This is a genomic window from Micropruina sp. (assembly GCF_047602385.1).
Lineage (GTDB): Bacteria > Actinomycetota > Actinomycetes > Propionibacteriales > Propionibacteriaceae > Micropruina.
In genome coordinates, this window is sequence record NZ_JASGHL010000001.1 from 360,870 (window position 1) to 383,681 (window position 22,812).

Sequence of the window (22,812 nt, forward strand, 5' to 3'; positions counted from 1 at the left end):
GTCGCCGTGGCTCACAGCCGCTCGCGTAACCCGGACGCGCGCCGCGCCGTCCGCTGCACCGCTGCGGCCAACGCCTCGGGCGTCCCGATCAGGTGGACGGCCTCGCGAGCCCGGGTGACCGCGGTGTAGAGCAGCTCACGGGTGAGCAGCGGCGAGTCGACGTCGGGCAGCACCAGGGTGACCGCGGCGAACTGGCTGCCCTGCGATTTGTGCACAGTGAGCGCGTCGACCGACTGGATGGGGCCGAGGAGATCGGGACCGAGCGGACGGCTCACCCCGCCGGCGAAATGCACCAGCGGCCGCCCGGTATTGGTCAGCACCACCCCGGTGTCGCCGTTGTAGAGGCCCCAGTCGGGTTGGTTGGTGGTGACCAGCACGGGACGTCCCGCGTACCAGTCGCCCTCGGCGCCGAACCCGGCCACGGACGCGCGCAGCCAGAACTCCGCCTGCCGAGCCCAGGTGGTCGCACCGTGCGGGCCGTGCCGGTGCGCGCAGAGCAGCCGGTGCTGGTCGAGCAGGTCCAGGGCGCTTGCGGCGTCCCCGCGGGTCGCGGCGGTGTGGATGCCGCGACCGATGTGCACGACCCTGGCCCGGATTTCCTCCTGTGGCCCGCCCGGCGCGGTCAGGGTGAGCCGCGGATGCCCGGATGTCGCCAGCTCGAGCACCCGCGGTGCGTCGCCGGCCCGGACCGCCTCTGCCAGCTCGCCGAGCACGCCGGTGAACCGGTAGTTGTGCCGCAGTCGCACCACCGGGGTCCGGCCGCCGGTGCCCCGCCAGGACGCCTGGGTGAGGTCACCGAGCACCGCACCGGCACCCACCGAGCTGAGCTGGTCCGGGTCACCGACCAGGACCAGCCGGGTGCGCGCACCGAGCGCCTCGGTGAGCCGGGCCATCATGGTCAGCGACACCATCGACAACTCGTCGACGATCACGGCGTCGTGTGGCAGCGGGTTGTCCCGGTTGTGCCGGAAGGCCGGACGCCGGTGCGGCTGCGCACCCAGCAGCCGGTGCAAGGTGCTCGCCGAAAGCGCCGCGACCCGTCCGGCGAGATCGGCCGGAAGATCAGCGGACGCCTGCCGGAGCGCCTCGTCCATCCGGGCGGCCGCCTTGCCGGTCGGTGCCGCCAACGCCACCCGCTGCACCCCCTGGCGGAACAGCAGGGCCAGGATCCGGGCGATGGTGCTGGTCTTCCCGGTGCCGGGCCCGCCGGCCAGCACGGTCACGCCGGAGCTGGCCACCTGGGCGGCGGCCCGGCGCTGATCCGGGTCGGCGTCCGGCGCGGGGAACAGTTCATCGAGCCAGCCCTGCAACTGTGCGGGCTGCGCCGCGACGGGATGCAATAGTGTGCGCTGCTGCAGGCTCAGCCGGACCTGCTCCTCCTGCTCCCAGTAGCGGGTCAGGTAGAGCTTGTGGTCGACCAGCCGCAGCGGCCGGGTCAGGTCTCCGGCGTCGCCGTGGGCCACCGCTGGGCTGCCCCGCAGTGCCGCGAGCCACTCATCGGGGTCGGGCCACAGGCCTTCGGGCACCTCGACCAGTTCGTCGTCGCGTCCGGTCACCCCGGTGCGCACCCGGTCGAGTTCGAGGCAGACCGATCCGGCCCGCAGCGCACGAACGGCGAACGCCGCGGCCAGCTGCACCCGCTCGTCGGGTTCGCGGTACAACCGGGTGAACTGGCGAGCCGGGTGCAGGTCGGGCCAGTCCAGGACGCCGAGGGCGTGGAATTCGCCGGCCAGCCCGGTGGCGGCGACCGACAGCGCCGGATCGGTCATCGTCGCCCACCTCCCAGGATCTGTGACAGTCGTTCGACCAGCCCGGCCGGCGGGCGCCAGGCGAACACCCCGGTCTCCGAGCCGGCCTCCGGGCCGCCCATCCCGCGGACGAACAGGTACAGCACCCCACCGAGGTGCTGCTCGGGGTCATAGCCGGCCAGCCGTCCGGCCAGGAAGCGGTGCAACGCGACGCAGTAGAGCAGCGCCTGCAGCGGGTAGTGCGAGGCGCACATGGCGGCCCCCATCGGTCCCTGCGCGTAGTGGCCCAGGGTCAGCTCGTCACCGCCCAGCCGATTGGTCTTGTAGTCGACCACCACGAACCTGGGCTGTTCCACCGAGCCGACCCGGAGCACGGCGTCGATGCTGCCGGTCAGGAAACCTTTCAGCGGCTGATCGGCCAACGCCGGGTCGGCCAGTAGGGCCGGGTAGCCGATCAGCGGGTCGTCGGGGGACAGGTGCGACCGCAGCACCTCGGCCAGATCGCCGAGAGTGAAGGCGGTCGCCGGCGCCATCGGGAGGTCGAAGGTGAGTTCGGCCAGCCGATCGCCGATCGGCAGCTGGGCCAGGCTGCGGCCGTCGGCGAGCGGGCCCAGCGGCGTCGCGAAGGCGGGCATCAGCGCGTCGGCGAGCAGGTCGGCGGTGACTCCGGGCAGTGGGAATCGGGGCAGCCATTCGGACGCCGCGGCCCGCAGCCGGGCCCGCAGGGTGGCTTCGTCCGGGCCGGGATCGACCTGCTCGAACAGGGCATGGACCAGGGTGCCGAACTGGGTGCCGCCGGGCAGGTCGCGCATCGGGGACGGCGCGGTGGCGGACGCCGGAGTCACGATCGAAGTGGCCTGCTCGGGTTCGTCGGCCAGCAACGGCGCCTGTTCGTGCACTCCGGCGGTCAGCCCCGAGTAGGACGTCCGGCGCCAGTCGGCGTCGATGGTGCGCTCGAAGCTCAGCGCGCGGAGTTCGGTGACCGCCACCGGTCGGCTCGGGTTGGGGGGAACCGAGGTGTCCACGCTGACCGCTTCGACGGCGACCGCCTCGGCGCTCCGCAGCCATGGCAGGTCGCCGGGTGGAAGCGCGCCCGGGTCGCGGTCGAGCGGGAAGCCGGCGGCCGGTGCCGCCGGCAGCCGTGTCCGGTCGCGGTAGAGCAGGCGTTGCAGCGCCGAGCGCGGCGTCCGCTGGGTTCTTGCCCACCAGGCGATCACCTGGGAGCGGGCCCGGGTGAACGCCACGTAGAGCAGCCGCAGGTCCTCCTCGGCCTCTTCGTTGTCGGCGCGTCGCCGGCGCTGAGCCCGGCCGGCGGCGTCCAGGCCACCGAGATCGAGCACGGCCCGATTGTCGTCGTCATGCAGCAGCAGCTTGCGGCCGTCGTCGTCGCCCGCGGTCTTCAGCCACAGGTCGGGCAGCAGCACGATCGGGAACTGCAGCCCCTTCGCCCCGTGCACGGTCTTCACCTGGACGGCCTCGGCGTCGGTCTCCAACCGGCGGGTGCGTTCGTCGTCGGCGACCTTGCGCTGCTCGGCCTGCAACCACTCGGCCAGCCAGGTGGCGCTGGGCCGGGTGTGTCCGGAGGCCTCGTGCAGCACCTCGGCGAGATGCCGGAAGTCGGTCATCGTCCGTTCCCCGTCGGGCCGGGCCAGCACCCGGTCGATGAAGCTGGTCTCGGCGCAGATGGACGCGAACAGGGCCGCCACCCCGGCCCGGGCCAGGATCCGGTCCCACTGCCGGATGGTGGCCGTCCAGTCGGCGAGGCGGCCGTCGTCGGCGGTGGCGAGGTCGGCCAGGGACAGTCCGAAGAACGAGCCGATCAGTGCCTGCCGGAGTTCGGACCGGCGCTGCGAGGCCAGTGCCAGCAGCAGCACCAGCCAGTCGTCGGCGGCGGGTGAGGCGTAGATGCTGTCGGAGCCGCTCAACGCCACCGGAATGCCAGCCGCGCGCAGCGCTTCGGCAACCCGGGATGCGCCGTGATTGGAGCGCACCAGCACCGCGAGGTCGCTCGGTCGGACCGCGCGCCAGCCGTCGGCGTCGGCGAGCTGCTGGCCGTCGAGGATGGCCCGTACCCGGCGGACCAGGTCGCCCCGGATCCGCTCCAGCGCCTCCCAGTGCCGTACCTCGTCGTCCAGGGTGCGCAGCGTCACCGGGGCGATCGGCCAGCCGCCGACCGCCCGGACGCCGCAGCCATCCCGGTGGGCGGCGACCGGGTGCACCTCGATCGCCTCGCCCAGCTGCAAGCCGGTGAACAGCTCACCCAGCCCGCGCACCAGAGCTTCGTCGCTGCGGTGGTTCACGCTCAGCGAGAAATGGGCATTCGCCGTAGTCACCGCATGGGTGTAGGCGGCGATGTCGGCACCGCGGAAGGTGTAGATGGCCTGCTTGGGATCGCCGATCAGCACCATCCGGCGGTGCCCGTCGAACAGCCGGGAGAGGATCTCCCACTGCACCGGGTCGGTGTCCTGGAACTCGTCGACCAGCACCGCATCGAACCGGTCGCGCAGCCGCGCACAACTGGCCTCGCCGCTGCTCGGGTCGGCCAGGGTGTCGCGCAAGCGGACCAATTGGTCGTCGAAGGTGAGCACGCCGAGTTGCCGCCGCCGCTCGGCCGCCACCCGGCGGACGCTCTCGGCGAAGCCGATCCGCTGGCCGATGGCGCCGTCGGCATCGGTCGGCACGATCGGGCGCAGCGCATGGTCGACCGCGGCCTCGGCCAGACTGACCGCGCCGGTGACGCCGTTGCGCCGGTCGTCACTCAGCGGAAACGGCGGCTGTCGCGCGTCGAAGGCGTACCGGTTGAGATACAGGTCATGCGCGACCTCGCGAACCAGCGGCCGCAGATCGGCGATCACGCCACCTGAAGGGTCCGCGCCGGCCAGGATCCCCAGCTGGGCGTACATGGCGGCGCAGAACTCGTGGATGGTCATCACCAGGGCGGCGTCGAAGCCGGCCACCGCGGCGGTCAGCCGGTCGCGCGCCGGCCCGGGCCCGGCCGCGGCCAAGGCGTCCAGCAGGTGCCGGCGGACCCTGGCCCGCAGCTCCCGGGTGGCGTTGCGTCCGAAGGTCACCATCAGCAGGCGATCAAGGGTGGTGTCGCCGTCGGCGATCAGCCGGACGGCTAACGCCGCCACGGCGTGGGTCTTTCCGGTGCCGGCGGACGCCTCGAGCACAGTCGTGCCCGCCGGCAGTGGCACGGTGGGATCGAACTCGGTGGAGCTGGTCATCGCCGCACCTCGTACTGATCGATCGGATGCCAGATCAGCCGCGCCGCCGCGCAGGCCAGCACGGACTCGCCGGGCTGGTCGAGATCGTCGTCGCCGACCGGGACGGCCAACAGGTCCTCCAGTTCCGGATAGAACTGGCTCCACTGCGCGGAACGGTCGTCGCTGTAGGCGTAGCGGAGGGTGCGCCGCTCGGCGAACGGGTCCTTGTCGTCGGCCAGCAGCCCACCCAACCGAGCACCGAACCGCAGCGGCAACGGCAGCGGTGCGTCCAGCCCTAGCCGGTACAGCCGGACCCAGCGGCACAGCAGGGCGTGCGCTGTCGCGGGATCGGGGCCACGCCAGAGGCGGCGCCCGCCACGTCCGACCAGGGCGGCCCGCCATTGCCCCTGGGCAGTCGCGGAGAGCGCCAGCAACTGCAGCCAGACGCCCACCGAGCGGGATTCGGACGGCTTGGAGAACGTCGCCTGCAGCACCAGATCGCGCTGCGTCGCGACCCGTCCGGTGAGCCTGACCGGGCCGCAGTCGAGCGCGATGTCATGGTGCTGGACCGGTTCGTCGGACGGCACCGGCAGCGACTCGACGATGGGTCGCAGCTGGCCGGCCAGGCCGTCGAGCAGCCGAGTGCCGAGCGCCCCGGGCGGGACCTGGCCGCGCAACCACTCGGCCCGGACGGCGTCGTCGACCGAATGGCCCGAGCGGGCCAGCGCGAGCAGCCGATCGCCGACCGCCCAGCGGCTGAGCCCGTCCAGCTCGATCGGGATCTCGTCGGGCAGCGGTTCGGACTGCCAGTAGCTCAGCCCGCAGCGCTCGCGCAGGAAGTGCTTCACCGGGTCGCGGACGAAGGCGGTCAGGTCGTCCAGGCCCACCTCGGTCAGCGGCGCAGCCGGCGGGATCGGCGCGGAGGCCACCGGTACCGAGCGCGGACCGCTCACCGCCAACGCTCCCCGCAGCCCGGCCGGGTCGTAGCTGCGGGGCGCGTCGGCGACGAACAGGGTGGGGCTGAACGGCTGCAGCGGGTGCTGCCGCTCGGTCACCCCGGCCTCGGCCAGCAGTTCCAGCAGGTCGGCCACCGCCGCGGGCGGCGGAATCTCTTCGTTGGTCTGGGCGGAGCGCGCCTGGTGCACGATCACCAGCGCGTCGCGAGCGGCGCCGATCGCGTCGGCGAGCGCCTGCCGGTCCTCGGCGGCCGGGTCCGGTTCGCCGGGCCGCGGATCCCGCAGCATCAGGTTGTCGCCGTCGCGCTCCGGCGAACGCGGGAACACCCCGTCGTCGAGGCCGAGCAGGCAGACCACCCGGTAGGGCACCCCGCGCAGCGACCGCAGCGAGCACACCGCGAGCGCGCCGTTGCCGAAGGTCGAGCGGGCCTCACCGCGCTGGAACTCGTCGCTGACCAGGTCGGTGATCTCGGTCAGGGACAGCGGAGCGTCGCCGGCACCGCGCTCGGCCAGGTCGGCGACCCGCAGCAGCGCGTCGGTGCGCTGCCAGACCGCGTCGCCGGCGACCAGCGCAAACGCGTCGAGCGCCCACTGCAGCCTGGTCACCCACTCGGCCAGCGGAACCGGCGACTCGCACTCGGTCGACAACCGGGACAGCCGGCTGATCAGTTCGGAGACCCCGCCGAGGGCCGGCAGGTCGCCGTCCTCGACGTCATCCAGCGGCAGCACGGTGCCGATCACCGGCAGTTCCGCTTCGCTGAGCGCGACTCCGAGCAGCATTCGCTGCAGTCCCGCGGCCCAGGTGTTCTGCGGCACTCTCGCGAGGTCGTAGCGGCCGCGGTGCTGGGCGGACAGTCCCCAGCGGATGCCCGACTCCTCGGTCAGTCGAGTCAGCCGCTCGATCGCGTCCGGGTCGAGACCGAACCGGGCGGCGACCGCCGGACGGGCGCAGAAGTCGATCACGTCGGCAGCGGTGGCGCGGGAGGAGATCAGGGTCAGCACCTCCACCAGCACGCCGATCAGCGGATTCACCTCGGCCGAGCTGCGGTCGGCCAGCTGGACCCGGAAGTCGTTGGCCGGGTGCCGTCCGGACACCCCGGCGGGCAGCCGGAAAGCGGCCTGGATCAGCGGGGCCGCCGCGGTCAGATTGGCGCAGCCGACCACGATGTGGCGCGGCTCCAGGGTCGGATCGGCGGCGAGCAGGCCGGTGATCGCGTCGCGGAGGATCTCCACCTGGCGCTCCAGGCCGTGGCCGCCGTGCACCTGCACAGTGCCGTCGGGTGGGGGAGGCTCGGGGCGCTCGCCGCGTAGCCGGCGTTGCAGCCAGCGCAGCGTCCCTGGGCGTCCGGACGCCGTGGCCGGCAGCGTGCGAACGGTCGCCCGCGTGGTCAGCCCGGCCTGGGCGCCGCGGGCGAAGGTCGTCAGCCGGGTGGCCGGCCCCGGCTCGGGTTCGGTGTCACTGCGGGTGGTCACCTGGGTGACCGAGACGTGGATACTGCGATGTTCGGCGAGCGCGTCGAGGACGTCCAGCCACCACGGCGACAGCGGATCGGGCTGGACGAACGACAGCGACTCGGGCAGCGGAAGCGCGCCCGGGTCGCGACGGAGGCCGGCCAGGAAGCCGCCGGCGGCCGCCAGCGGGCTGGTCTCCAAGGCGGCCAGCCGCCACAACACCGGCTGCCAGGAGTCGAAGCCGAGGTCGGCGCCGTGTTCGTCAGCGTTCTCGCCGGCTTCCCACGCCGACACCATCGCGGGACGCCAGTGCAGGTACCGGGAGAAGAGTCCGGCGATCCGATGGGCGACCGGATAGCTGGTGCGGGATCCGGCCAGGTGGCGCCGCAGTTGCGCCAATCGCGGCTCGTCGGGGTTGTCGGCGATCACCTGCAGCAGCCGCCAGGCGAGCTGCCGGGGCCGCCAGAACCGTCCCGGGTCGCCGAGTTCATGCAGCAGCCGCGCCGGGGTGACGAACCGGACGCCGGCGCAGATGCCCTCGCCGGGGCGTCCGAGCCGGTGCGCCAGTTCGTTGGTGAGCCAGCGCCGCAGATGCGCGTGCGGCGTCACCACCAGGTCGAGCGCGAACGGATCGGCACGCACCCCGCCGAACCTGGACGCCAACTCGGCGGCCAGCGCGGAGGCGTCGTCGGCTTGGTGCAAGAACAGTCCGGTCATCGTGGGCAACACCCTAGGGTGCGCCGCCGACACTTCTCGCGCCGCCCCGATCTGGGCCTCTCGTGGACCGCCGGGGACGGTTCTTTCGTTCCAAAGTGGAACGAAAAGAACCGTCCCCGCGTACCGCAGGTGGCGTCGGGTGGAACGAAAGAACCGTCCCCGCGTGCCGCAGGTGGCGTCGGGTGGAACGAAGGAACCGTCCCCGCGTACCACGGGTGACGGGACAGGTGTGCCCGACCACCGCCGACGAGGAAGTGTCGGACGATCGTTCTACAGTGTCTGACGTGCCCGATCCCGATGCGCTGCTGGCCGCTCTCGACCCCGAACAGCGGGCCGTGGCGACCAGCTTCGGCGCCCCGGTGGCGGTGATCGCGGGTGCGGGCACCGGCAAGACCAGGGCCATCACGCACCGGATCGCCTACGGCTGCGCGACCGGCGCGTACGACCCGGTAGCGGTACTGGCGGTGACCTTCACCACCCGGGCCGCCGGCGAGCTCCGCGGACGCCTGCGCAGCCTCGGTTTCCCTCGGGTTCAGGCGCGCACCTTCCATTCCGCGGCGTTGCGGCAGGCCCAGTACTTCTGGCCGAACGCGATGGGCCACGAGTTGCCGCGGGTCAGCGATCACCGGGCCGGCATGATGGCCGAGGCGGCCGGACGGCTGCTCGGCCACCGCGCCGAATCCGGCACCCTGCGCGACCTGCTCACCGAGATCAGCTGGGCCAAGGTGAGCAACGTGCCCCCGGCCGACTACGCCGAACTCGCCGCCGACCAGGGCCGCGAGGTGTCCGGCGTGGACGCCACCGCCGTCGGCCGGATCTACGGCCGCTACGAACAGATCAAGAGCGACCGCGGCGTGATCGACTTCGACGACGTCCTGCTCTGCGCGGTGGCACTGCTCTCCGACCACGACGACGTCCGCACCCAGGTGCGCCGCACCTACCGGCACCTGGTGGTCGACGAGTACCAGGACGTCAGCCCGCTGCAGCAGAAGCTGCTGGAACTGTGGCTGGCCGAACGGCCCGACCTGTGCGTGGTCGGCGACGCCGCCCAGACCATCCATTCCTTCGCCGGCGCCCGCTCCAGCTACCTGACCCGCTTCGGCGTCCGGCACCCGGGTGCCGAGATCATCCGGCTGGTCCGCGACTACCGCTCCACCACCCAGGTGGTCGACCTGGCGAACCGGGTACTGCACGCCCGGGGTCCGGGCGAGGGCGTCCGGCTGATCGCCCAGGGCGGCAGCGGGCCGCAGCCGCGGTTCACCCAGGCCGCCACCGAACCCGATGAAGCCGCCGAGGTGGCGCGCTGGCTGTCCGGCCTGATCGCCGACGGCGTCCCGCCGTCCGAACTGGCCGTGCTCTACCGCATTCACGCCCAGTCGCCGGCCTACGAGGCCGCACTGTCGAAGGCGGGGGTGCCGTTCAGCCTGCGCGCGTCCGAGGGGTTCTTCCAGCGCCCCGAAGTGCGGGCCGCGCTGATCGCGCTGCGCGGCCAACTCGGTGCACCCGGCGACGTGCTGGAGACGGTCCGCGGGGTGCTCGCTGGCCAGGGCTGGACAACCGAACCGCCGTCCGGTCAGGGCCAGGCCCGGGAGCGCTGGGAGTCCTGGGCCGCGCTCTTCCAACTCGCCGTCGACCACGTCGCCGAGGCGCCCGCCGCCACGCTGGCCGAACTGCTCGGCGAGCTGGACGAGCGGGCCCGGGCCGAGCACGCCCCGGCCGGAGCCGGGGTGACGCTCTCCACCCTGCACGCGGCGAAGGGCCTGGAATGGGAGGGGGTGGCGCTGGTCGGCGTCCAGGAGGGCACGCTGCCGTTCGCCCTGGCCCAGTCACCCGAACAGGTGGCCGAGGAACGCCGGCTGCTCTATGTCGGCATCACCCGCGCCAAGCGGCACCTGTGGATCTCGTGGGCGAGCTCCCGCAACGGCGGCGGGGCGCGCCGCAAGCCGTCCCGGTTCCTGGACGGCATCCGCCCCGAGACCGAACCTGCCCGGCCGGAGCGCGGCGGCGCCGGACGCAAGAGCCGCAGCAAACACAGCCTGGTCTGCCGGGTCTGCGGCGGCACCCTCGCCGCCGGGGCCGAGCTGAAGCTCGGCCGGCACGCCGGCTGCCCCTCCAACTACGACGAACGCACCTGGGAACTGCTGCGCGAGTGGCGCCGTCAAGAGGCGGCGGAGGCCGGACTGCCCGCCTTCTGCGTGTTCACCGACGCCACCTTGATGGCGATCGCCGAGTCGCGTCCGGCCGACGAGCACGGGCTGCTGGCCATCGCCGGGGTGGGCCGCTCGAAGGCGGACAAGTACGCGGACGCAGTGTTCTCGATCCTGCGGGCCGGTTCAGTCGTGCCAGCCGGGCAGCAGCTCGGCGAGCACCCCACGGAAACCGGCGGTGACGTCCAGCTGCGCCAGGACGGCGATTCCGCCTAACCAGACCCGGTGGATCAGCGCGTAGACCGGCGGAATGGTGAGTCGCATGGCGACCCCGTGGCGGGCCGAACTGCCGCGCACGTGCAGGAACTGCTCGCGCATCCATTCCCGGTCGAAGTGGAACTCCTCGACCCGGGCCGGTTCGACGAACGGTCCCAGATAGCCGAGCAGCTCCCCGGCGTCCACGTCGCGGGCGATGAATCCCTCGTCGGCCAGCCCCCTGGTCATCGCGGCGGCGTCGTCGGCGATGGCCAGCCGGATCAGCCGTCCCATCGCGGACGGCAACCCGTCCGGCAGCCGGGCGACCAGCCCGAAGTCGACGACACCGAGCCGTCCGTCGGGCAGCACCAGGTAGTTCCCGGGGTGCGGATCGGCGTGCAACAGGCCGGCCCGCGCCGGCCCGGCGAACAGGAACCGGACGTAGGCCAGCCCGACCCGGTTCCGTTCGGACGCCGGCGCCTCCGCCACGCTGGACAGCCGGCGGCCCTCCAGCCAGTCGCTGACCAGCAGCCGCGGGGTCGCCTCCCACACCCGCGGCACCGCGAACTCGGGATCGCCGGCGAAGGCGGCCGCGGCGCGGGACTGGTTCTCCGCCTCCAGGGTGTAGTCGATCTCTTCGGAGATCCGCTCGGCGAGTTCGCGACTGATCGTCACCACGTCGACCCCACCGGCCAGCGGTGCGACGACGCCGGCGAGCCGCTCGATCTGCCGCAGATCGGAGCGCAGCGCCTGGTCGGCCCCCGGGTACTGAAGCTTCACCGCCACCGGGGTTCCGTCGGTGAGCACCGCCCGGTGCACCTGTCCGATGGACGCCGCCGCGGCCGGCCGCAGATCGAAACTGGCGAACCGCTCCCGCCAGCGCGGCCCCAACTCGTGGCGCAGCACCGCCTGCACCCGGGACGACGGCAGTGGGGGAGCGCTGTCCTGCAGCTTGGCCAGGTGCTGCCGGTAGGGCTTGGCCACCTCCTCGGGCAGGAAGGCTTCGAACATGCTCAACGCCTGGCCGAACTTCATCGCCCCGCCCTTGAGCTCACCCAGGACGGCGAACAGCTGCTCCGCCGCCGCCGCCCGCAGTTCGGCGTCCACCCTGTCGGCGTCCGCGCCGAGCAGCCGCCTGCCCAGGCCGACCGCCTGACGACCCGCCGCCCCGAGCGGCAGCGAGAGCATCTTCGAGGCCCGGGCCAGCGACGAGGTCGGCAGTTCCCGCTCGTCGCCGGGCCGGTCGGGGCTGGTCATGGCGCCATTGTGCCAACGCGGGAAAGGCTGCCGAGCTACCTCGCCGCCCCGCAGCCGCAGCCGGGGTGGGCCCGCAGCCGGCGGACGCGCAGCGAGCCGTCGGCGTCCAGGATCACGGTGGCGGCCACCGAGTCCGGCAGCCGTCCGGCCAACCAGGAGCGGGCATGCAGCACGGCCGTGCTGGCCGCCCAGTGCAGCTCTGCCGCGCGGACGGGCGCCGGCCGCTGCCGGCACAGCTGCGCCAGCAGTTCCGGCCAGGCCGGGTCGCATTGGGTGCGGTGCAGGTCCTCGCAGTGCAGGCACGGCGTCCGGCCGGGAACGATCAACGGTCCGACGCTGACCCCCAGATCGCTGCCGCTGACCACCAGCTGCGGCCGTCCGCCGAGTTCGCTGAGCAGCACCCGATCGGCCTCCATGGACGCAGCGCAGCACAGCACCAGCCCGGTCTGGTCGTGGGTGTCGGGCGCCGCCGCGAAACTGAGCCGGTCGGGATGGCGGTGCCGCAGCCGCTCGATCGCCCTCGGTACGCCGAGTGCTCCCAGACCAAGCACCCGGATCGGTGCCGGAACCGCGTCCAGGAGTAGTTGGGTGACCAGCTCGGTCAACCGCCCGGAGCCCACCACCGTGATCGGTTGGGACGCCGGCGCGGGTTCGGCGACCAGCCCGGCTTCCGCCAGGGCCGCCAGCAAACCCGGTAGCCAGCGACCGGACGACGACCCGGCGATCTGTTCGAGCCGCTCGCTGGTGCACGGTCGGCTCAGGGCTTCGAGCACCCTGGACGCGGCAGCGGGCAGCGACGCCAGGACGAGACCGGCCGGGGCTTCGAGACCGAGTTGCAGGCCGCCGTCGGGCCTGTGCAGGACGGGCAGTGCAGCGGTGAGCTGCCATTCGAACGGCCGCGAGGTCACCTCGCCATCGTGTCCGGATCCGGGTCCTGAGTCACCCGCGCCGAGCGAACGGACAACACCGAGACGGCTCCTGACAACACCTGGTCGCCCACGGACAACACCCGGGCCGCGCGCCGGACCGGTGCTGTTCCAGCGCGCGACCCGGCGGTGATTCAGGAGACGGCGACCGACGCGCGTCGGCTCGCGCGGCGGGCGGCCACCCGGTTGCCGAGGACGACGAGGCCGACTCCCGCCACGATGATGATCAGATTGACCACGCCGTAGCCCCACACCTCACTTTGGTCGTACTCGATCGGAAAGCGGGACGGGGCGGGACCGAAGGCGATCGGCGGCCGGTCGGCCATCCAGCTGAGCAGGACCCCGACGGTCTGGTAGCTGAACAGGATCGCGTCGAGGGCGAGATAGAGGACGACTGCGGTCCAGCGCTGCTTGACGGCGTACCCGATGCCGAAGGCGAAAAGAATCGTGAAGATGAGGTTCATGACTGCTCCTGTTGATTGCCGGTGATGAGATCAAGTCTCACCACCGCGCCCGTCGGGCACATGCGGGCGAGCACGGCATTGCCAGGCAGTGCCAGCACTGAGGAAGGGGAGGCGGAACGCTGGCACGATGAGGGCATGGTGCGCGTCCCCAGGCTGCTCACCGGCCTCGCGACGGCAACTGTCGTGGTTGCCGGTGGCTATGCCGTGGCGATCTCGGACTGGGAGGGGTTCGTCGCCTGCCTGGCCTGCGGGTTCGCCGTTGCCGTGGCCTGGGTCGTGGTGCGTCACGACCGCACCTCGCCGGTGGGGCCCGCGCTGGCCTGGAGCACCGCCTCGATCGCGCTGGTGGCGGCTCACGTGGGCCCGCTGGCGGCGCTGCCGTGGTCGAGCGGCATCTGGCCGCTCAACCTCGCCGGACTGCTCGCGCTGATGCTGGTGTTCCCGGCCGGAAGCACCCGCGGCCCGGTGCCGCGCGCAGCCGTGGCGCTCTTCGCGGTGGCGACGGTCGCGAGCGTGGCCGCCCAGTGGGGTGCCCGGCAGGCCGCCGGCGACGTGGTCGGGGGACCCGAAGGCCCGTGGGTGCCGCCGGTCGGCCTGACCTCGTTCGTCGCGATCGCCGCCTCGATTCTGCTGGCGGCAGCCTCGCTCGGCACCCGGTACCGTCGCGGCGACCGGCGTACTCGGGGGCAGATCCGCTGGCTGCTGCTGACCGGGATCCTCGTGTTGGTGCTGCTCGTGGGCGGTTGGGTGGCCGAGCTGCTCGGCGCATCTCTCGGCGCCGCCTACACGCCCTTCCTGCTCGCGATCGTGGTCCTGGTGCCGGCCGCCGTGGGCGTCGCGATCGTCCGCTACGACCTGCTCGACGTGGATCGGGTGATCAGCCAGACCACCGCGTGGCTGTTGACCCTGCTGTTCTCGGCGGCCGTGTTCGGTGTGGTGGTCTACGGCGTGAGCCATGCCGTCTCGCTCGGGACCGGGCTGACCACGGGTGTCGCCGCGTTCGTCACCGCACTGGTGCTGCTTCCCGTCCAGCGGCAGCTGGCCCGGTGGGTGGGCAGCGTCGTGGACCGCGACCGGTTCCTCGCCCTGGCCGCGGTCGAGCGGTTCGCGTCCGACGTGCGCGCCGGCCGCCGGCCACCCGAGGACGTGGAGGCGGTCCTGCGCGTCGCGATGGACGACCCGGGGCTGGTGGTGCACGTCGCCCGGCCCACCGGGGGATGGGCTGCGGTGGCCGGTGCCCCCGTCGCCGAGCCTTCGGGGCTCGCCATCGAAGCGGGTGGCGACACGATCGCACGGGTCACTCTCGGCACCGATTCGGTGCGGGCGCGTCGACGGCTCACCGATCTCGCCCGGCTGGCCTGGGTCCCGATCGAGATGAGCCGGCTGCGGCTGGGGCTCAAGGAGATGCTGGCCGAGACTCAGGCGAGCCGTCGCCGGCTCGTCGAGGCGTCGGCCGCCGAACGCCGACGGCTGGAGCGCAACCTGCATGACGGCGCTCAGCAGCGGATCGTGGCGACGGGTATGCGGCTGCGCCTGCTCCAGGAGCGGTGCCGGCCGACCAGGCAGCCGAGGTGGACATTGCCGTGGCCGAACTGGCCGGCACCGTCGAAGAGCTCCGACGCATCGCCCAGGGCGTCCGGCCGAGCCTCCTGGACGAAGGACTCGCCGCCGCGCTGGTGGCGGTCCGGGAGGCCACTCCGCTGCCGCTCGCCCTGCACGTGGACGATCTTCCGGACGTGGGCGACACCCGGGCGCTGACCGCCTACCTGTTCGTCAGCGAGGCCGTCACCAACGCGCTCAAGCACGCGCGGGCATCGAGCATCGCCGTATCGGTCACCGCGCTGACAGACCGGCTCTCGATCGAAGTGCGCGACGACGGCGTGGGTGGCCTGGACGACGCGGCCCCATTGACCTCGCTGCGTGACCGAGTTCACTCCGTCGGCGGCACCGTGAGTGTCTCGGCGACGCCCGGCGGCGGCACGACGATCCGCGCGGTGCTGTGATGCGGATCGTGGTCGCCGAGGATTCCGTCCTGTTCCGCGAGGGCCTCGTCCGGCTGCTCGCGGAAAAGGGCCACGAGGTCGTCGCCGCCGTGGGGGACGCTCCCGCGCTGGTCGCGGCCGTCGGCGAGTTGACGCCCGCGCTGGCAGTCGTCGACGTGCGGATGCCGCCGCGGATGGAGTCCGACGGAGCGGAGGCCGCGGCAGCGCTGCGCCAATCGCATCCCGACCTGGGGCTGTTGCTGCTCAGCCAGCACATCGACCTGCGGCACACCGTGCGACTGATCGGCTCGCCCGGCTTCGGCTACCTGCTGAAGGACCGGGTGCTGGACGTCGCCGAGTTCGTCGCCGCTGCGGAGCGGGTCGCCGACGGCGGCAGCGCACTGGACCCCACTGTCGTCCGGGCGCTGGTCAAGACGCACGCCGGCTCTGGACTGGGCGAGTTGTCCGAGCGTGAGCTGGTCGTCCTGCGGCTGGTGGCCGAGGGGCTGTCCAACACCGCGGTCGCCGACCGGCTGGTGGTGTCGGAACGGACCGTGGAGGCGCATATCCGGTCGGTGTTCCTCAAGCTCGGCCTGCCCGACGAAGGCACGAACCGCCGGGTGCTCGCCGTGCTGGCCTACCTCGACTCCCGCTGAGCGCCGCCGCGGGGGAGGACAGCCGGAAACCGGGTCCGGACGTGCAAAGGCGCCGCACACCAGGTGCGGCGCCTTCGCGGGTACGTCAAGCCTTGGGCAGGAACCGGGTGAGGTTGGTCCCGCAAACGGGGCACTTGGCCTTGGCGATTCGCGTTCCCTTTGCGTTGACCGTCACGTCGCCGGTGGCGTCGCGGTGGTCCTTGCACTTCACGCAGTAGAACGAACCGCTGTAGGTGTCGTCGGCCACGTCATTCCTCCTATAGATGTGTGCGCTGGCAATGCTCACAGCGCGCTTTGCCGGTTCAGCATACGGCACCCGCGGCGGACATGCCCACAGGCGAAGACGAGGCCCACTGCCGTATCCGCTTGCCTTCCCCTGCGAGCGGACCGACCGGTGAGCCCCGTCTGGACAGACCGTAGTAGGGGGCTGGGTGGCAGGTCAACACGACGCCCGGCGGGGGCGGATCAAACTGTCCGAGCATCCGATTAGGCTTCCGGCCATGTCATCGGAGAAGTACGAGATCCGGCGCAGCGGACGCCGCCGGACGACGATGGGGATCGTCCGAGAGGCGGGCCGGCTCGTCGTGCTGGTGCCCGATCGACTGACTGCCCGGCAGGAGCGGGAGCTGATTCCGGGCTTCGTGTCCCGGTTCCTCGAGCAGGAGTCCAACCGGCGGCCGCCGGCGGCGGACGCCGCGCTCACCGCTCGCGCGACCGAGTTGTTCACCCGCTATCTCGCCGAACCCGGCGCCACGGTGCCGCAGCTGACCGTCACCTGGTCGGCGCGCCAACGCCAGCGCTGGGGGTCCTGTACCACGGCGACCGGCGAGATCCGGCTTCGGACCGGTTGCAGCAGATGCCGGACTGGGTGGCCGACTATGTGCTGATCCACGAACTGGCCCATCTGCTGGAGCGGACCCATTCGGCCCGGTTCCACGCGCTCGTCGCCCGCTACCCCGAGGCCGAGCGAGCCAAGGGTTTCCTGGAGGGCTGGAGCAGCGCGCAGGGCCGGCCGTTCGAAGGGAGCTGATTCGCCGCTGGTCGAGCGCGTCGAACCCGGGACTGGCAGGGATTTCGACACCGCTCGATCAACGCCCCGGACGGCGGGCAACTCGACCAGCGGTTACCGCCCGCCCTCCTGGTCCAGCAGCTTCTGCAGTTCGGCGTCCAGGTCGTCGGGGGCACTGACGTGACCGTGCTCGGCGTAGCCGAGCGGATCGTCCAGATCGGCCGCGGTCGGAATCAGGTCGGGGTGGTCCCAGGCGGCATCCCGGGCCTCGGCACCACGGGTCGCTCGGACGGCGGCCCACAGATTCGCGGCGTCGCGGGTCCGCCGCGGCCGCAACTCCAGCCCGACCAGGGACTTCAGCGCCGTCTCGGCCGGCCCGCCCGCCGCCCGCCGGCGTCGGACGATCTCGGTCAGGGCGGCTCCGTTCGGCATCCATTTGGCCATGGTGTGGCCGACCACCTCGTCCACCCAGCCCTCGACCAGGGCGAGCAGGGTCTCCAGGCGCTCCAGCACCTCCGCCTGCTCGGGGGTGACCGCCGGCTCGAACAGCTTGCCGGCCAGGGTCTGCCCGGCCCGCTCCAGGTCGTCGGCGCTCATCGCTGCGCTCAGGTGCTGTTCGATCGCCTGCTCCAGGGCGGCGGTGTCGATGGTGATGTCGCGGGCGTAGTGCTCGACCAGCGCATGCAGCTGCGGGCCGAGCCAGCCGACCGCCGCGAAAAGTCGCTGCCGGGCCGTCTCGCGCAGAGCCAGGAAGAGCAGGACGTCGGCGGGGGTGACCGACTCCAGTTCGGCCCCGAACGCCTCGATATTGGCCGGCAGCAGCGCGACCTGCGGACGCGCGCCGAGCGGGAGCCCGATGTCGCTGACGCTCAGCACCTCGGCGGATAGGCTGCCCAGCGACTGGCCGACCTGGGCGGCGAACATGCCGGACGCCGCGGCGCGCACCATCGGCTTCATGAACTCCTCGCCCGGTCCCGCCTCGCGGGCCATCAGGGCGCCGAGTGCCGTCGACAGGCTGGTGACGATCGGGTTGCCGAGCTTCTGCCAGGTCTCGAAGGTGCCCTCCACCCAGTCCGCCCGGCTCCAGGCCGCCACTGGCGCGGTCACCCGCGGGAAGGCGATCGCCTCGTCCAGCCAGAGGTCGGCCAGCCCGGACGCGTCCCGGACCTGCCCGGCCTGGGACGCCGAAGGCGTCGGATCCGCACCCAGCGAAGAGGTCACCCGGCGGGCGATGTCCTTGGTGAACGTCCAGTTCATCCCGCTGCTGGAGTCGGTCGGCCCGAAGCCGGCCATCTGGGTCTGGAACTGGGCCATCACCGACTGGAGGCGCTGGGTCAGGGCCGCCATGTCGAACTCGCCGTCCGGGCCGGGCGTGATGCCGAACTGGGCGAGGAACTGGGCGAGCGGGTTCTCCTCGTTCGGCCGATCGGCGTCGTCGGGGAGTTCCGGTTCGGTAGCCATGGCGGGCTCCTGTGGTCGAGGGTTGATCGTCGGGCCGGTGGCGCCGGCACACCCCGCCATTGTCCCGCACCCGCCAAGGGATGCGCAGCGGCCGGTCCGGGTGAGTCCGCTAGGGTCGTGGGGTGACCAAGCAGACCTGGACGGCCGCCGTCTCGGCGCTGCTGTTCGTGGCTCTCGCGGCGGTCGTTTCGCTGACGCCGGTGCCGTACGTGAGCTGGTCCGCCGGCTCGACGGTCAATCTCTTCGAACCCGTCGACGGTCAGGCCCGGGTGGACGTCCAGGGTGCGGTGACCCATCCGACCACCGGTCAGTTGCGGCTCACCACGGTCTCGGTGACCAGGGCGGACAGTCAGCTGACGCTGCCCGAGGCGCTGCTCTCCTATTGGCTCTCGGCCCGCGAGGTGCTGCCCAGGGACGTGGTCTACCCCGCGGGCGTCAGCGTGGACGAGATTCGTGCCCGCGAGGTTCAGATGATGGACAACTCGCAGTCGTCGGCGGTGGCCGCGGCGCTGCGCGCGGCCGGCCAGAAGGTGGTCGAGTACCCGATGGTGATCGGGGTGTCCAACGGCAGCCCGGCGGACGGCAACCTCAGGCCGGGGGACTTCATCCTCAAGATCGACAATCGGCCGGTCGGCAGCGTCGCCGATGTTCGCGCCGCGATCAACAAGCACAACGTGGGCGATCCGATCCTGTTCACCATCCTGCGCGACCGTCAGCAGTTGAGCCCGACGGTGCGGTCGGTGGGCTCGAACGCCAACGCATCGCAGCCGGTGGTCGGCATCAACCTGGCCGTCGGCTACTCCTACGCGCCTGAGGTGACGTTCCGGATCAGCCCCGACATCGGCGGCCCCAGCGCCGGCCTGATCTTCGCGCTGGCCGTCTACGACCTGATCTCGCCCGACGACCTGATCGCCGGCCGGTCGGTGGCCGGCACCGGGACGATCACCGGGGACGGCGTGGTCGGCGGGATCGGCGGCATCCAGGAGAAGATCGCCGGTGCGGAGGCGGCCGGGGCGTCCATCTTCCTGGTGCCCACCGCGAACTGCCCGGACGTGCGGGGGCTGAACACACCGGTCCGGCTGGTCCGGGTGGGGACGCTTTCGGAGGCGATCGCGACCCTGGAAGACCTGAAGGACCCGGCCCGGGCCGGCCGCGTCCAGGGCTGCGGCTGATGGCCTCCGATGCGCTGGTCGCGGCCCTGCTGGAGATCGAGCGGCACGTCGGTGGAGTCGGCTGGGACCAACCGGCGCGGCTGTTCGCCCTGGTGCCCACCGCCGACCTGATCGCCGCCGAGCCGCACCTGGCCGCGCACCTCAGCGGCGGCACCGAACCGCAGCCGGACCAGCTGTCGGCCATCGAGCAGGAGGGCTTCGCGGCCGGTGCCGACCTCGGTGAGGCGCTGGCCAGGATCGCCTGGCCGGCGACCGTGGCCGGCGTGGCGCTGAGCCTCGAACGATTCTTCCTGCCCGGTGACGCAGGCGACGACCTGCCCGGCGGGGCGGCGGCGTCCGACCACGTCCGGAGCCATCCCGGACGCGAAGAGATCCGGGTGGTCGTCGGCGCGAGCCGAGCGGGAGATTCCTACGGCGTCGCCCGGATCCGCAGTCATCCGGACGAACTGTTGTCGGGCACCGACCTGGTGCCCGGGCTGGCGTCCGCGCTGGCACGTACATTGGACTGACACCGAACAAGGAGACCCCGCGTGAGCCTGCCTGCAAGTGTCCACCGACGATCCCCGCTGCTGCTGACCTTCGGCATCGCCGCCGTGCTGCTGATCGTGTTCGCCGTCTTCACTCAGGTCTGGACCGACAAGCTCTGGTTCGACTCGATCGGGTTCGGGCAGGTGTTCTCCACCGAACTCCTCACCCGGCTGGTCCTGTTCGCCGGCATCGGGGCGCTGATGGCGGTGCTGGTCGGCGGCAATATGTGGCTGGCGATCCGGCTGGCCCCGCCGGCCCGCAGTGGCGGCGAGAGCGCCGTCCTGGAGGCCTACCGGCGGATGCTGGAGCACAACGGCAAATTCGCCGTGGCGATCCCGGCCCTGGCGCTCGGCGTGCTGGCCGGCATGTCGGCGGTCGGTGAGACGCTGCCGGTGCTGGCCTGGATCAACGCCGTCCCGTTCGGGCAGGTCGACCCGACCTTCGGCCTCGACTACAAGTTCTATGTCTTCGAGCTGCCGATCTGGCAGAGCTTCCTTTCCTTCCTGATGACCTCGCTGGTGTTCAGCCTGATTGGCGCGGTCGTGGTGCATTTCGCCACCGGTGGACTGCGGGCGGTGCGGGCCACCGGACGCCCCCAGCTGAGCCAGGCGGCCCGCGTCCACCTGTCCATCCTGGCCGGCGTCCTGCTGGTGCTGTACGGATTGCAGAGCTTGCTCGACCGGTACGCGATGCTGCTCAGCCAGGGCACCCTGTTCACCGGCATCCACTACACCGACGACCACTCCCGGATCGGCGCCAAGCTGGTGATGGCGGTGATCTCGTTCCTGGTGGCCGGCCTGTTCTTCGCCAACCCGATCCTCAAGCGGGGCATCTACCCGGCGGCCGCACTGGTGCTGATGGTGGTCTCGGGGCTGATCCTCACCCTGATCTACCCGGCGGTGGTGCAGTCGTTCGTCGTCGCGCCGAACCAGCCGGACAAAGAGAACCCGTACATGCAACGGCACATCGACATGACCCGGCAGGCCTTCGGGATCGACGACACCGAGTTGACCGACTACGAGGCGGTCACCCAGGTCCAGGCCGGCCAGCTGAAGGCCGACGCCGAAGCGCTGCCCGGCATCCGGCTGATGGACCCGGCGGTGATCGGGCCGACCTACGAGCAGCTGCAGCAGGTGCGCGGCTACTACACCTTCCCCGAGGCGCTGGACGTCGACCGCTACATGATCGACGGCAAGGAAACCGACGTCGTGGTGGCGGCCCGGGAGATGAACCTCAGCGGCCTGCCCGACCAGAACTGGAACAACATCCACACCGTGTACACCCACGGCTACGGCCTGGTGATCGCCTACGGCAACCGTCGCCAGACCGATGGCCAGCCGGAGTGGATCGTCCGCGATATTCCCCCGGTGGGCAAGCTGCCCGACCACGAATCGCGGATCTACTTCGGCGAACAGTCCACCCAGTACGCGATCGTCGGTCGCGAGCAAGGCCAGGACCCGATCGAGTTGGACACCCCGAACGGCCGCTCGAACGTGTACGCCGGCAAGGGTGGGGTGCCGATCGGCGACCCGTTCACCCGGGCGCTGTACGCGTCCAAGTTCATGGACGTCAACCTGTTGTTGTCGGACCGGGTGAACAGTCAGTCCCGAATCCTGTACAACCGGACGCCCAAGGAGCGGGTGCAGGAGGTCGCCCCCTGGCTGACCGTCGATTCCAACATCTACCCGGCCGTGGTCGACGGCCGGACGGTGTGGATCGTCGACGCCTACACCACCTCGAGCAGCTACCCCAACAGCCAGTTGGTTAACCTGCGCAACTCGGCGGCGGACACCCAGTCCCGCGCGGTCGGCGCCCAGGTGGACGCGAACATCAACTACATCCGCAACTCGGTCAAGGCCGTGGTGGACGCCTACGACGGCTCGGTGACGCTGTACGCCTGGGACGAGGCCGACCCGATCCTGCAGGCCTATGCCCGGGCGTTCCCCGGAACCGTGCAGCCGAAGAGCGCGATCACCCCCGACCTGCTCAACCATCTGCGCTACCCGGAGGACCTGTTCAAGGTGCAGCGCGAGATCCTCGGCCGCTACCACATGACCAATCCGTACACCTGGTACGCCCAGTCCGACCTGTGGCAGGTGCCCAACGATCCGGTCAAGGCCAACACCGACGCCAAGGAACCGCCGTACTACCTGAGCATCAAGTGGCCGAAGGACAAGAGTCCGGTGTTCAGCCAGACCACGGTGTTCGTCCCGAAGGGGCGCTCGAACCTGGCCAGCTACCTGTCGGTGGTCGCCGAGGCGACCAGCCCCGACTACGGCAAGCTGCGGGTGCTGCGGATGTCCGACACCCACCAGATCGACGGCCCGGGGCAGACCTTCAACGCGATCAACACCGACCCGAAGGTGGCCGAGAGGCTGCGGCCGTTCCTCAACCAGGGTGCGGCCTCGGCTACCTACGGCAACCTGCTGACGCTGCCGATGGGCAACGGGCTGCTGTACGTGGCACCGATCTACACCATGCGCCAGGGCAACACCGGGTCGTATCCGGCGCTGGCGTTCGTGGTGGTCCGGTTCGGTGCCCACGTCGGGATCGGCAACACCCTCCAGCAGGCGCTGGACGAGGTGTTCGCCGGGAGTGCCGGCGCCGACACCGGTGAGAGGCCCACCGGCACGCCGTCGCCGACCCCGTCCGGGACAGCCTCCCCGTCCGCCACTCCATCCGGGACGGCCCAGCCGAACAACCCGGCCGCGGCCGCTCAACTGGAGAAGGCCCAGCAGGCCTTCGTCGCCGCGGACGCCGCGCTGCGCAAGGGCGATCTGGCGACCTACCAGGCGAAGGTGAACGAGGCGAAGGCGGCACTGGCCGAAGCGTTGAAGCTGATGGGTCGCTGAGGCTCGGCCCGCTGGCAAACCCCT

The 22,812-nt window shown here is 71.7% G+C and carries 17 protein-coding genes; 9 read left to right on the forward strand and 8 right to left on the reverse strand.

What is annotated here, in order from left to right; genetic code table 11:
• Window positions 1–11 precede the first annotated feature (11 nt).
• From recD to QM711_RS01685, 3 genes are read right to left on the reverse strand one after another with little or no spacing between them, the layout of a single operon-like run.
• Window positions 12–1,769 carry an exodeoxyribonuclease V subunit alpha gene (gene recD, locus QM711_RS01675; RefSeq protein ID WP_415095981.1) on the reverse strand — a complete coding sequence of 586 codons (1,758 nt, stop codon included), beginning with the start codon at window positions 1,767–1,769 and terminating at the stop codon, window positions 12–14.
• On the reverse strand, window positions 1,766–4,975 hold the full coding sequence (locus tag QM711_RS01680) for a UvrD-helicase domain-containing protein (RefSeq protein ID WP_415095982.1): 3,210 nt from the start codon (window positions 4,973–4,975) through the stop codon (window positions 1,766–1,768). Before QM711_RS01680 ends, recD begins: the two co-directional genes overlap by 4 nt.
• Window positions 4,972–8,079 (reverse strand): exodeoxyribonuclease V subunit gamma, encoded by a 3,108-nt coding sequence (locus tag QM711_RS01685; protein WP_415095983.1) that lies wholly within the window; start codon window positions 8,077–8,079, stop codon window positions 4,972–4,974. Before QM711_RS01685 ends, QM711_RS01680 begins: the two co-directional genes overlap by 4 nt.
• Window positions 8,080–8,363: 284 nt before the next feature.
• Here QM711_RS01685 and QM711_RS01690 point away from each other — a divergent pair, with 284 nt between their 5' ends.
• The gene (locus tag QM711_RS01690) at window positions 8,364–10,502 is read left to right on the forward strand and encodes an ATP-dependent DNA helicase UvrD2 (RefSeq protein ID WP_415095984.1); all 2,139 of its coding nucleotides are present in this window, start codon (window positions 8,364–8,366) and stop codon (window positions 10,500–10,502) included.
• Here the strand turns inward: QM711_RS01690 and QM711_RS01695 are convergent.
• The 3 genes from QM711_RS01695 to QM711_RS01705 form a co-directional block, all read right to left on the reverse strand.
• Entirely contained in the window at window positions 10,413–11,738 is a 1,326-nt protein-coding gene (locus tag QM711_RS01695) for an ABC1 kinase family protein (protein ID WP_415095985.1), read from the reverse strand. The genes QM711_RS01690 and QM711_RS01695 overlap by 90 nt on opposite strands.
• Before the next feature lie 35 nt (window positions 11,739–11,773).
• The gene (locus QM711_RS01700; protein ID WP_415095986.1) at window positions 11,774–12,646 is read right to left on the reverse strand and encodes a hypothetical protein; all 873 of its coding nucleotides are present in this window, start codon (window positions 12,644–12,646) and stop codon (window positions 11,774–11,776) included.
• 152 nt (window positions 12,647–12,798) lie between these two features.
• Window positions 12,799–13,128 carry a hypothetical protein gene (locus QM711_RS01705; protein WP_415095987.1) on the reverse strand — a complete coding sequence of 110 codons (330 nt, stop codon included), beginning with the start codon at window positions 13,126–13,128 and terminating at the stop codon, window positions 12,799–12,801.
• Window positions 13,129–13,263: 135 nt separating this feature from the next.
• Between QM711_RS01705 and QM711_RS01710 the strand changes: the two genes are divergently transcribed.
• The 3 genes from QM711_RS01710 to QM711_RS01720 are packed head-to-tail and all read left to right on the forward strand — an operon-like array spanning window position 13,264 to window position 15,766.
• Complete coding sequence (locus tag QM711_RS01710; RefSeq protein ID WP_415095988.1) at window positions 13,264–14,886, forward strand: hypothetical protein; 1,623 nt, start codon at window positions 13,264–13,266, stop codon at window positions 14,884–14,886.
• Entirely contained in the window at window positions 14,865–15,131 is a 267-nt protein-coding gene (locus QM711_RS01715) for a sensor histidine kinase (protein WP_415095989.1), read from the forward strand. The genes QM711_RS01710 and QM711_RS01715 overlap by 22 nt, the downstream gene beginning before the upstream one ends.
• On the forward strand, window positions 15,131–15,766 hold the full coding sequence (locus QM711_RS01720; protein WP_415095990.1) for a response regulator transcription factor: 636 nt from the start codon (window positions 15,131–15,133) through the stop codon (window positions 15,764–15,766). Before QM711_RS01715 ends, QM711_RS01720 begins: the two co-directional genes overlap by 1 nt.
• Before the next feature lie 85 nt (window positions 15,767–15,851).
• On the opposite strand, the gene QM711_RS01725 is transcribed toward QM711_RS01720, so the two are convergent.
• Window positions 15,852–16,013 (reverse strand): DUF5679 domain-containing protein, encoded by a 162-nt coding sequence (locus QM711_RS01725; RefSeq protein ID WP_264700852.1) that lies wholly within the window; start codon window positions 16,011–16,013, stop codon window positions 15,852–15,854.
• Window positions 16,014–16,266: 253 nt separating this feature from the next.
• Between QM711_RS01725 and QM711_RS01730 the strand changes: the two genes are divergently transcribed.
• Together QM711_RS01730 and QM711_RS01735 are read left to right on the forward strand one after the other, a co-directional pair.
• Window positions 16,267–16,653 carry a hypothetical protein gene (locus QM711_RS01730; protein ID WP_415095991.1) on the forward strand — a complete coding sequence of 129 codons (387 nt, stop codon included), beginning with the start codon at window positions 16,267–16,269 and terminating at the stop codon, window positions 16,651–16,653.
• On the forward strand, window positions 16,623–16,796 hold the full coding sequence (locus QM711_RS01735; protein WP_415095992.1) for a M48 family metallopeptidase: 174 nt from the start codon (window positions 16,623–16,625) through the stop codon (window positions 16,794–16,796). Before QM711_RS01730 ends, QM711_RS01735 begins: the two co-directional genes overlap by 31 nt.
• 93 nt (window positions 16,797–16,889) lie before the next feature.
• Here QM711_RS01735 and QM711_RS01740 read toward each other — a convergent pair whose 3' ends face one another.
• Window positions 16,890–18,236, reverse strand: coding sequence for a zinc-dependent metalloprotease (locus QM711_RS01740; protein ID WP_415095993.1), 1,347 nt, complete (start codon window positions 18,234–18,236; stop codon window positions 16,890–16,892).
• 122 nt (window positions 18,237–18,358) lie between these two features.
• On the opposite strand from QM711_RS01740, the gene QM711_RS01745 reads away from it, so the two are divergent.
• From QM711_RS01745 to QM711_RS01755, 3 genes are read left to right on the forward strand one after another with little or no spacing between them, the layout of a single operon-like run.
• Entirely contained in the window at window positions 18,359–19,408 is a 1,050-nt protein-coding gene (locus tag QM711_RS01745) for a PDZ domain-containing protein (protein WP_415095994.1), read from the forward strand.
• On the forward strand, window positions 19,408–19,917 hold the full coding sequence (locus QM711_RS01750; protein WP_415095995.1) for a PPA1309 family protein: 510 nt from the start codon (window positions 19,408–19,410) through the stop codon (window positions 19,915–19,917). The genes QM711_RS01745 and QM711_RS01750 overlap by 1 nt, the downstream gene beginning before the upstream one ends.
• Window positions 19,918–19,938: 21 nt before the next feature.
• Complete coding sequence (locus tag QM711_RS01755; protein WP_415095996.1) at window positions 19,939–22,788, forward strand: UPF0182 family protein; 2,850 nt, start codon at window positions 19,939–19,941, stop codon at window positions 22,786–22,788.
• Window positions 22,789–22,812: the final 24 nt, after the last annotated feature.

What these genes read in the sequence shown, in the direction of transcription:
- recD (WP_415095981.1), bottom strand. Translation starts at nt 1,769, where the DNA reads ATGACCGATCCGGCGCTGTCGGTCGCCGCCACCGGGCTGGCCGGCGAA.
- QM711_RS01680 (WP_415095982.1), bottom strand. Translation starts at nt 4,975, where the DNA reads ATGACCAGCTCCACCGAGTTCGATCCCACCGTGCCACTGCCGGCGGGC.
- QM711_RS01685 (WP_415095983.1), bottom strand. Translation starts at nt 8,079, where the DNA reads ATGACCGGACTGTTCTTGCACCAAGCCGACGACGCCTCCGCGCTGGCC.
- QM711_RS01695 (WP_415095985.1), bottom strand. Translation starts at nt 11,738, where the DNA reads ATGACCAGCCCCGACCGGCCCGGCGACGAGCGGGAACTGCCGACCTCG.
- QM711_RS01705 (WP_415095987.1), bottom strand. Translation starts at nt 13,128, where the DNA reads ATGAACCTCATCTTCACGATTCTTTTCGCCTTCGGCATCGGGTACGCC.
- QM711_RS01710 (WP_415095988.1), top strand. Translation starts at nt 13,264, where the DNA reads ATGGTGCGCGTCCCCAGGCTGCTCACCGGCCTCGCGACGGCAACTGTC.
- QM711_RS01720 (WP_415095990.1), top strand. Translation starts at nt 15,131, where the DNA reads ATGCGGATCGTGGTCGCCGAGGATTCCGTCCTGTTCCGCGAGGGCCTC.
- QM711_RS01730 (WP_415095991.1), top strand. Translation starts at nt 16,267, where the DNA reads ATGTCATCGGAGAAGTACGAGATCCGGCGCAGCGGACGCCGCCGGACG.
- QM711_RS01735 (WP_415095992.1), top strand. Translation starts at nt 16,623, where the DNA reads ATGCCGGACTGGGTGGCCGACTATGTGCTGATCCACGAACTGGCCCAT.
- QM711_RS01740 (WP_415095993.1), bottom strand. Translation starts at nt 18,236, where the DNA reads ATGGCTACCGAACCGGAACTCCCCGACGACGCCGATCGGCCGAACGAG.
- QM711_RS01750 (WP_415095995.1), top strand. Translation starts at nt 19,408, where the DNA reads ATGGCCTCCGATGCGCTGGTCGCGGCCCTGCTGGAGATCGAGCGGCAC.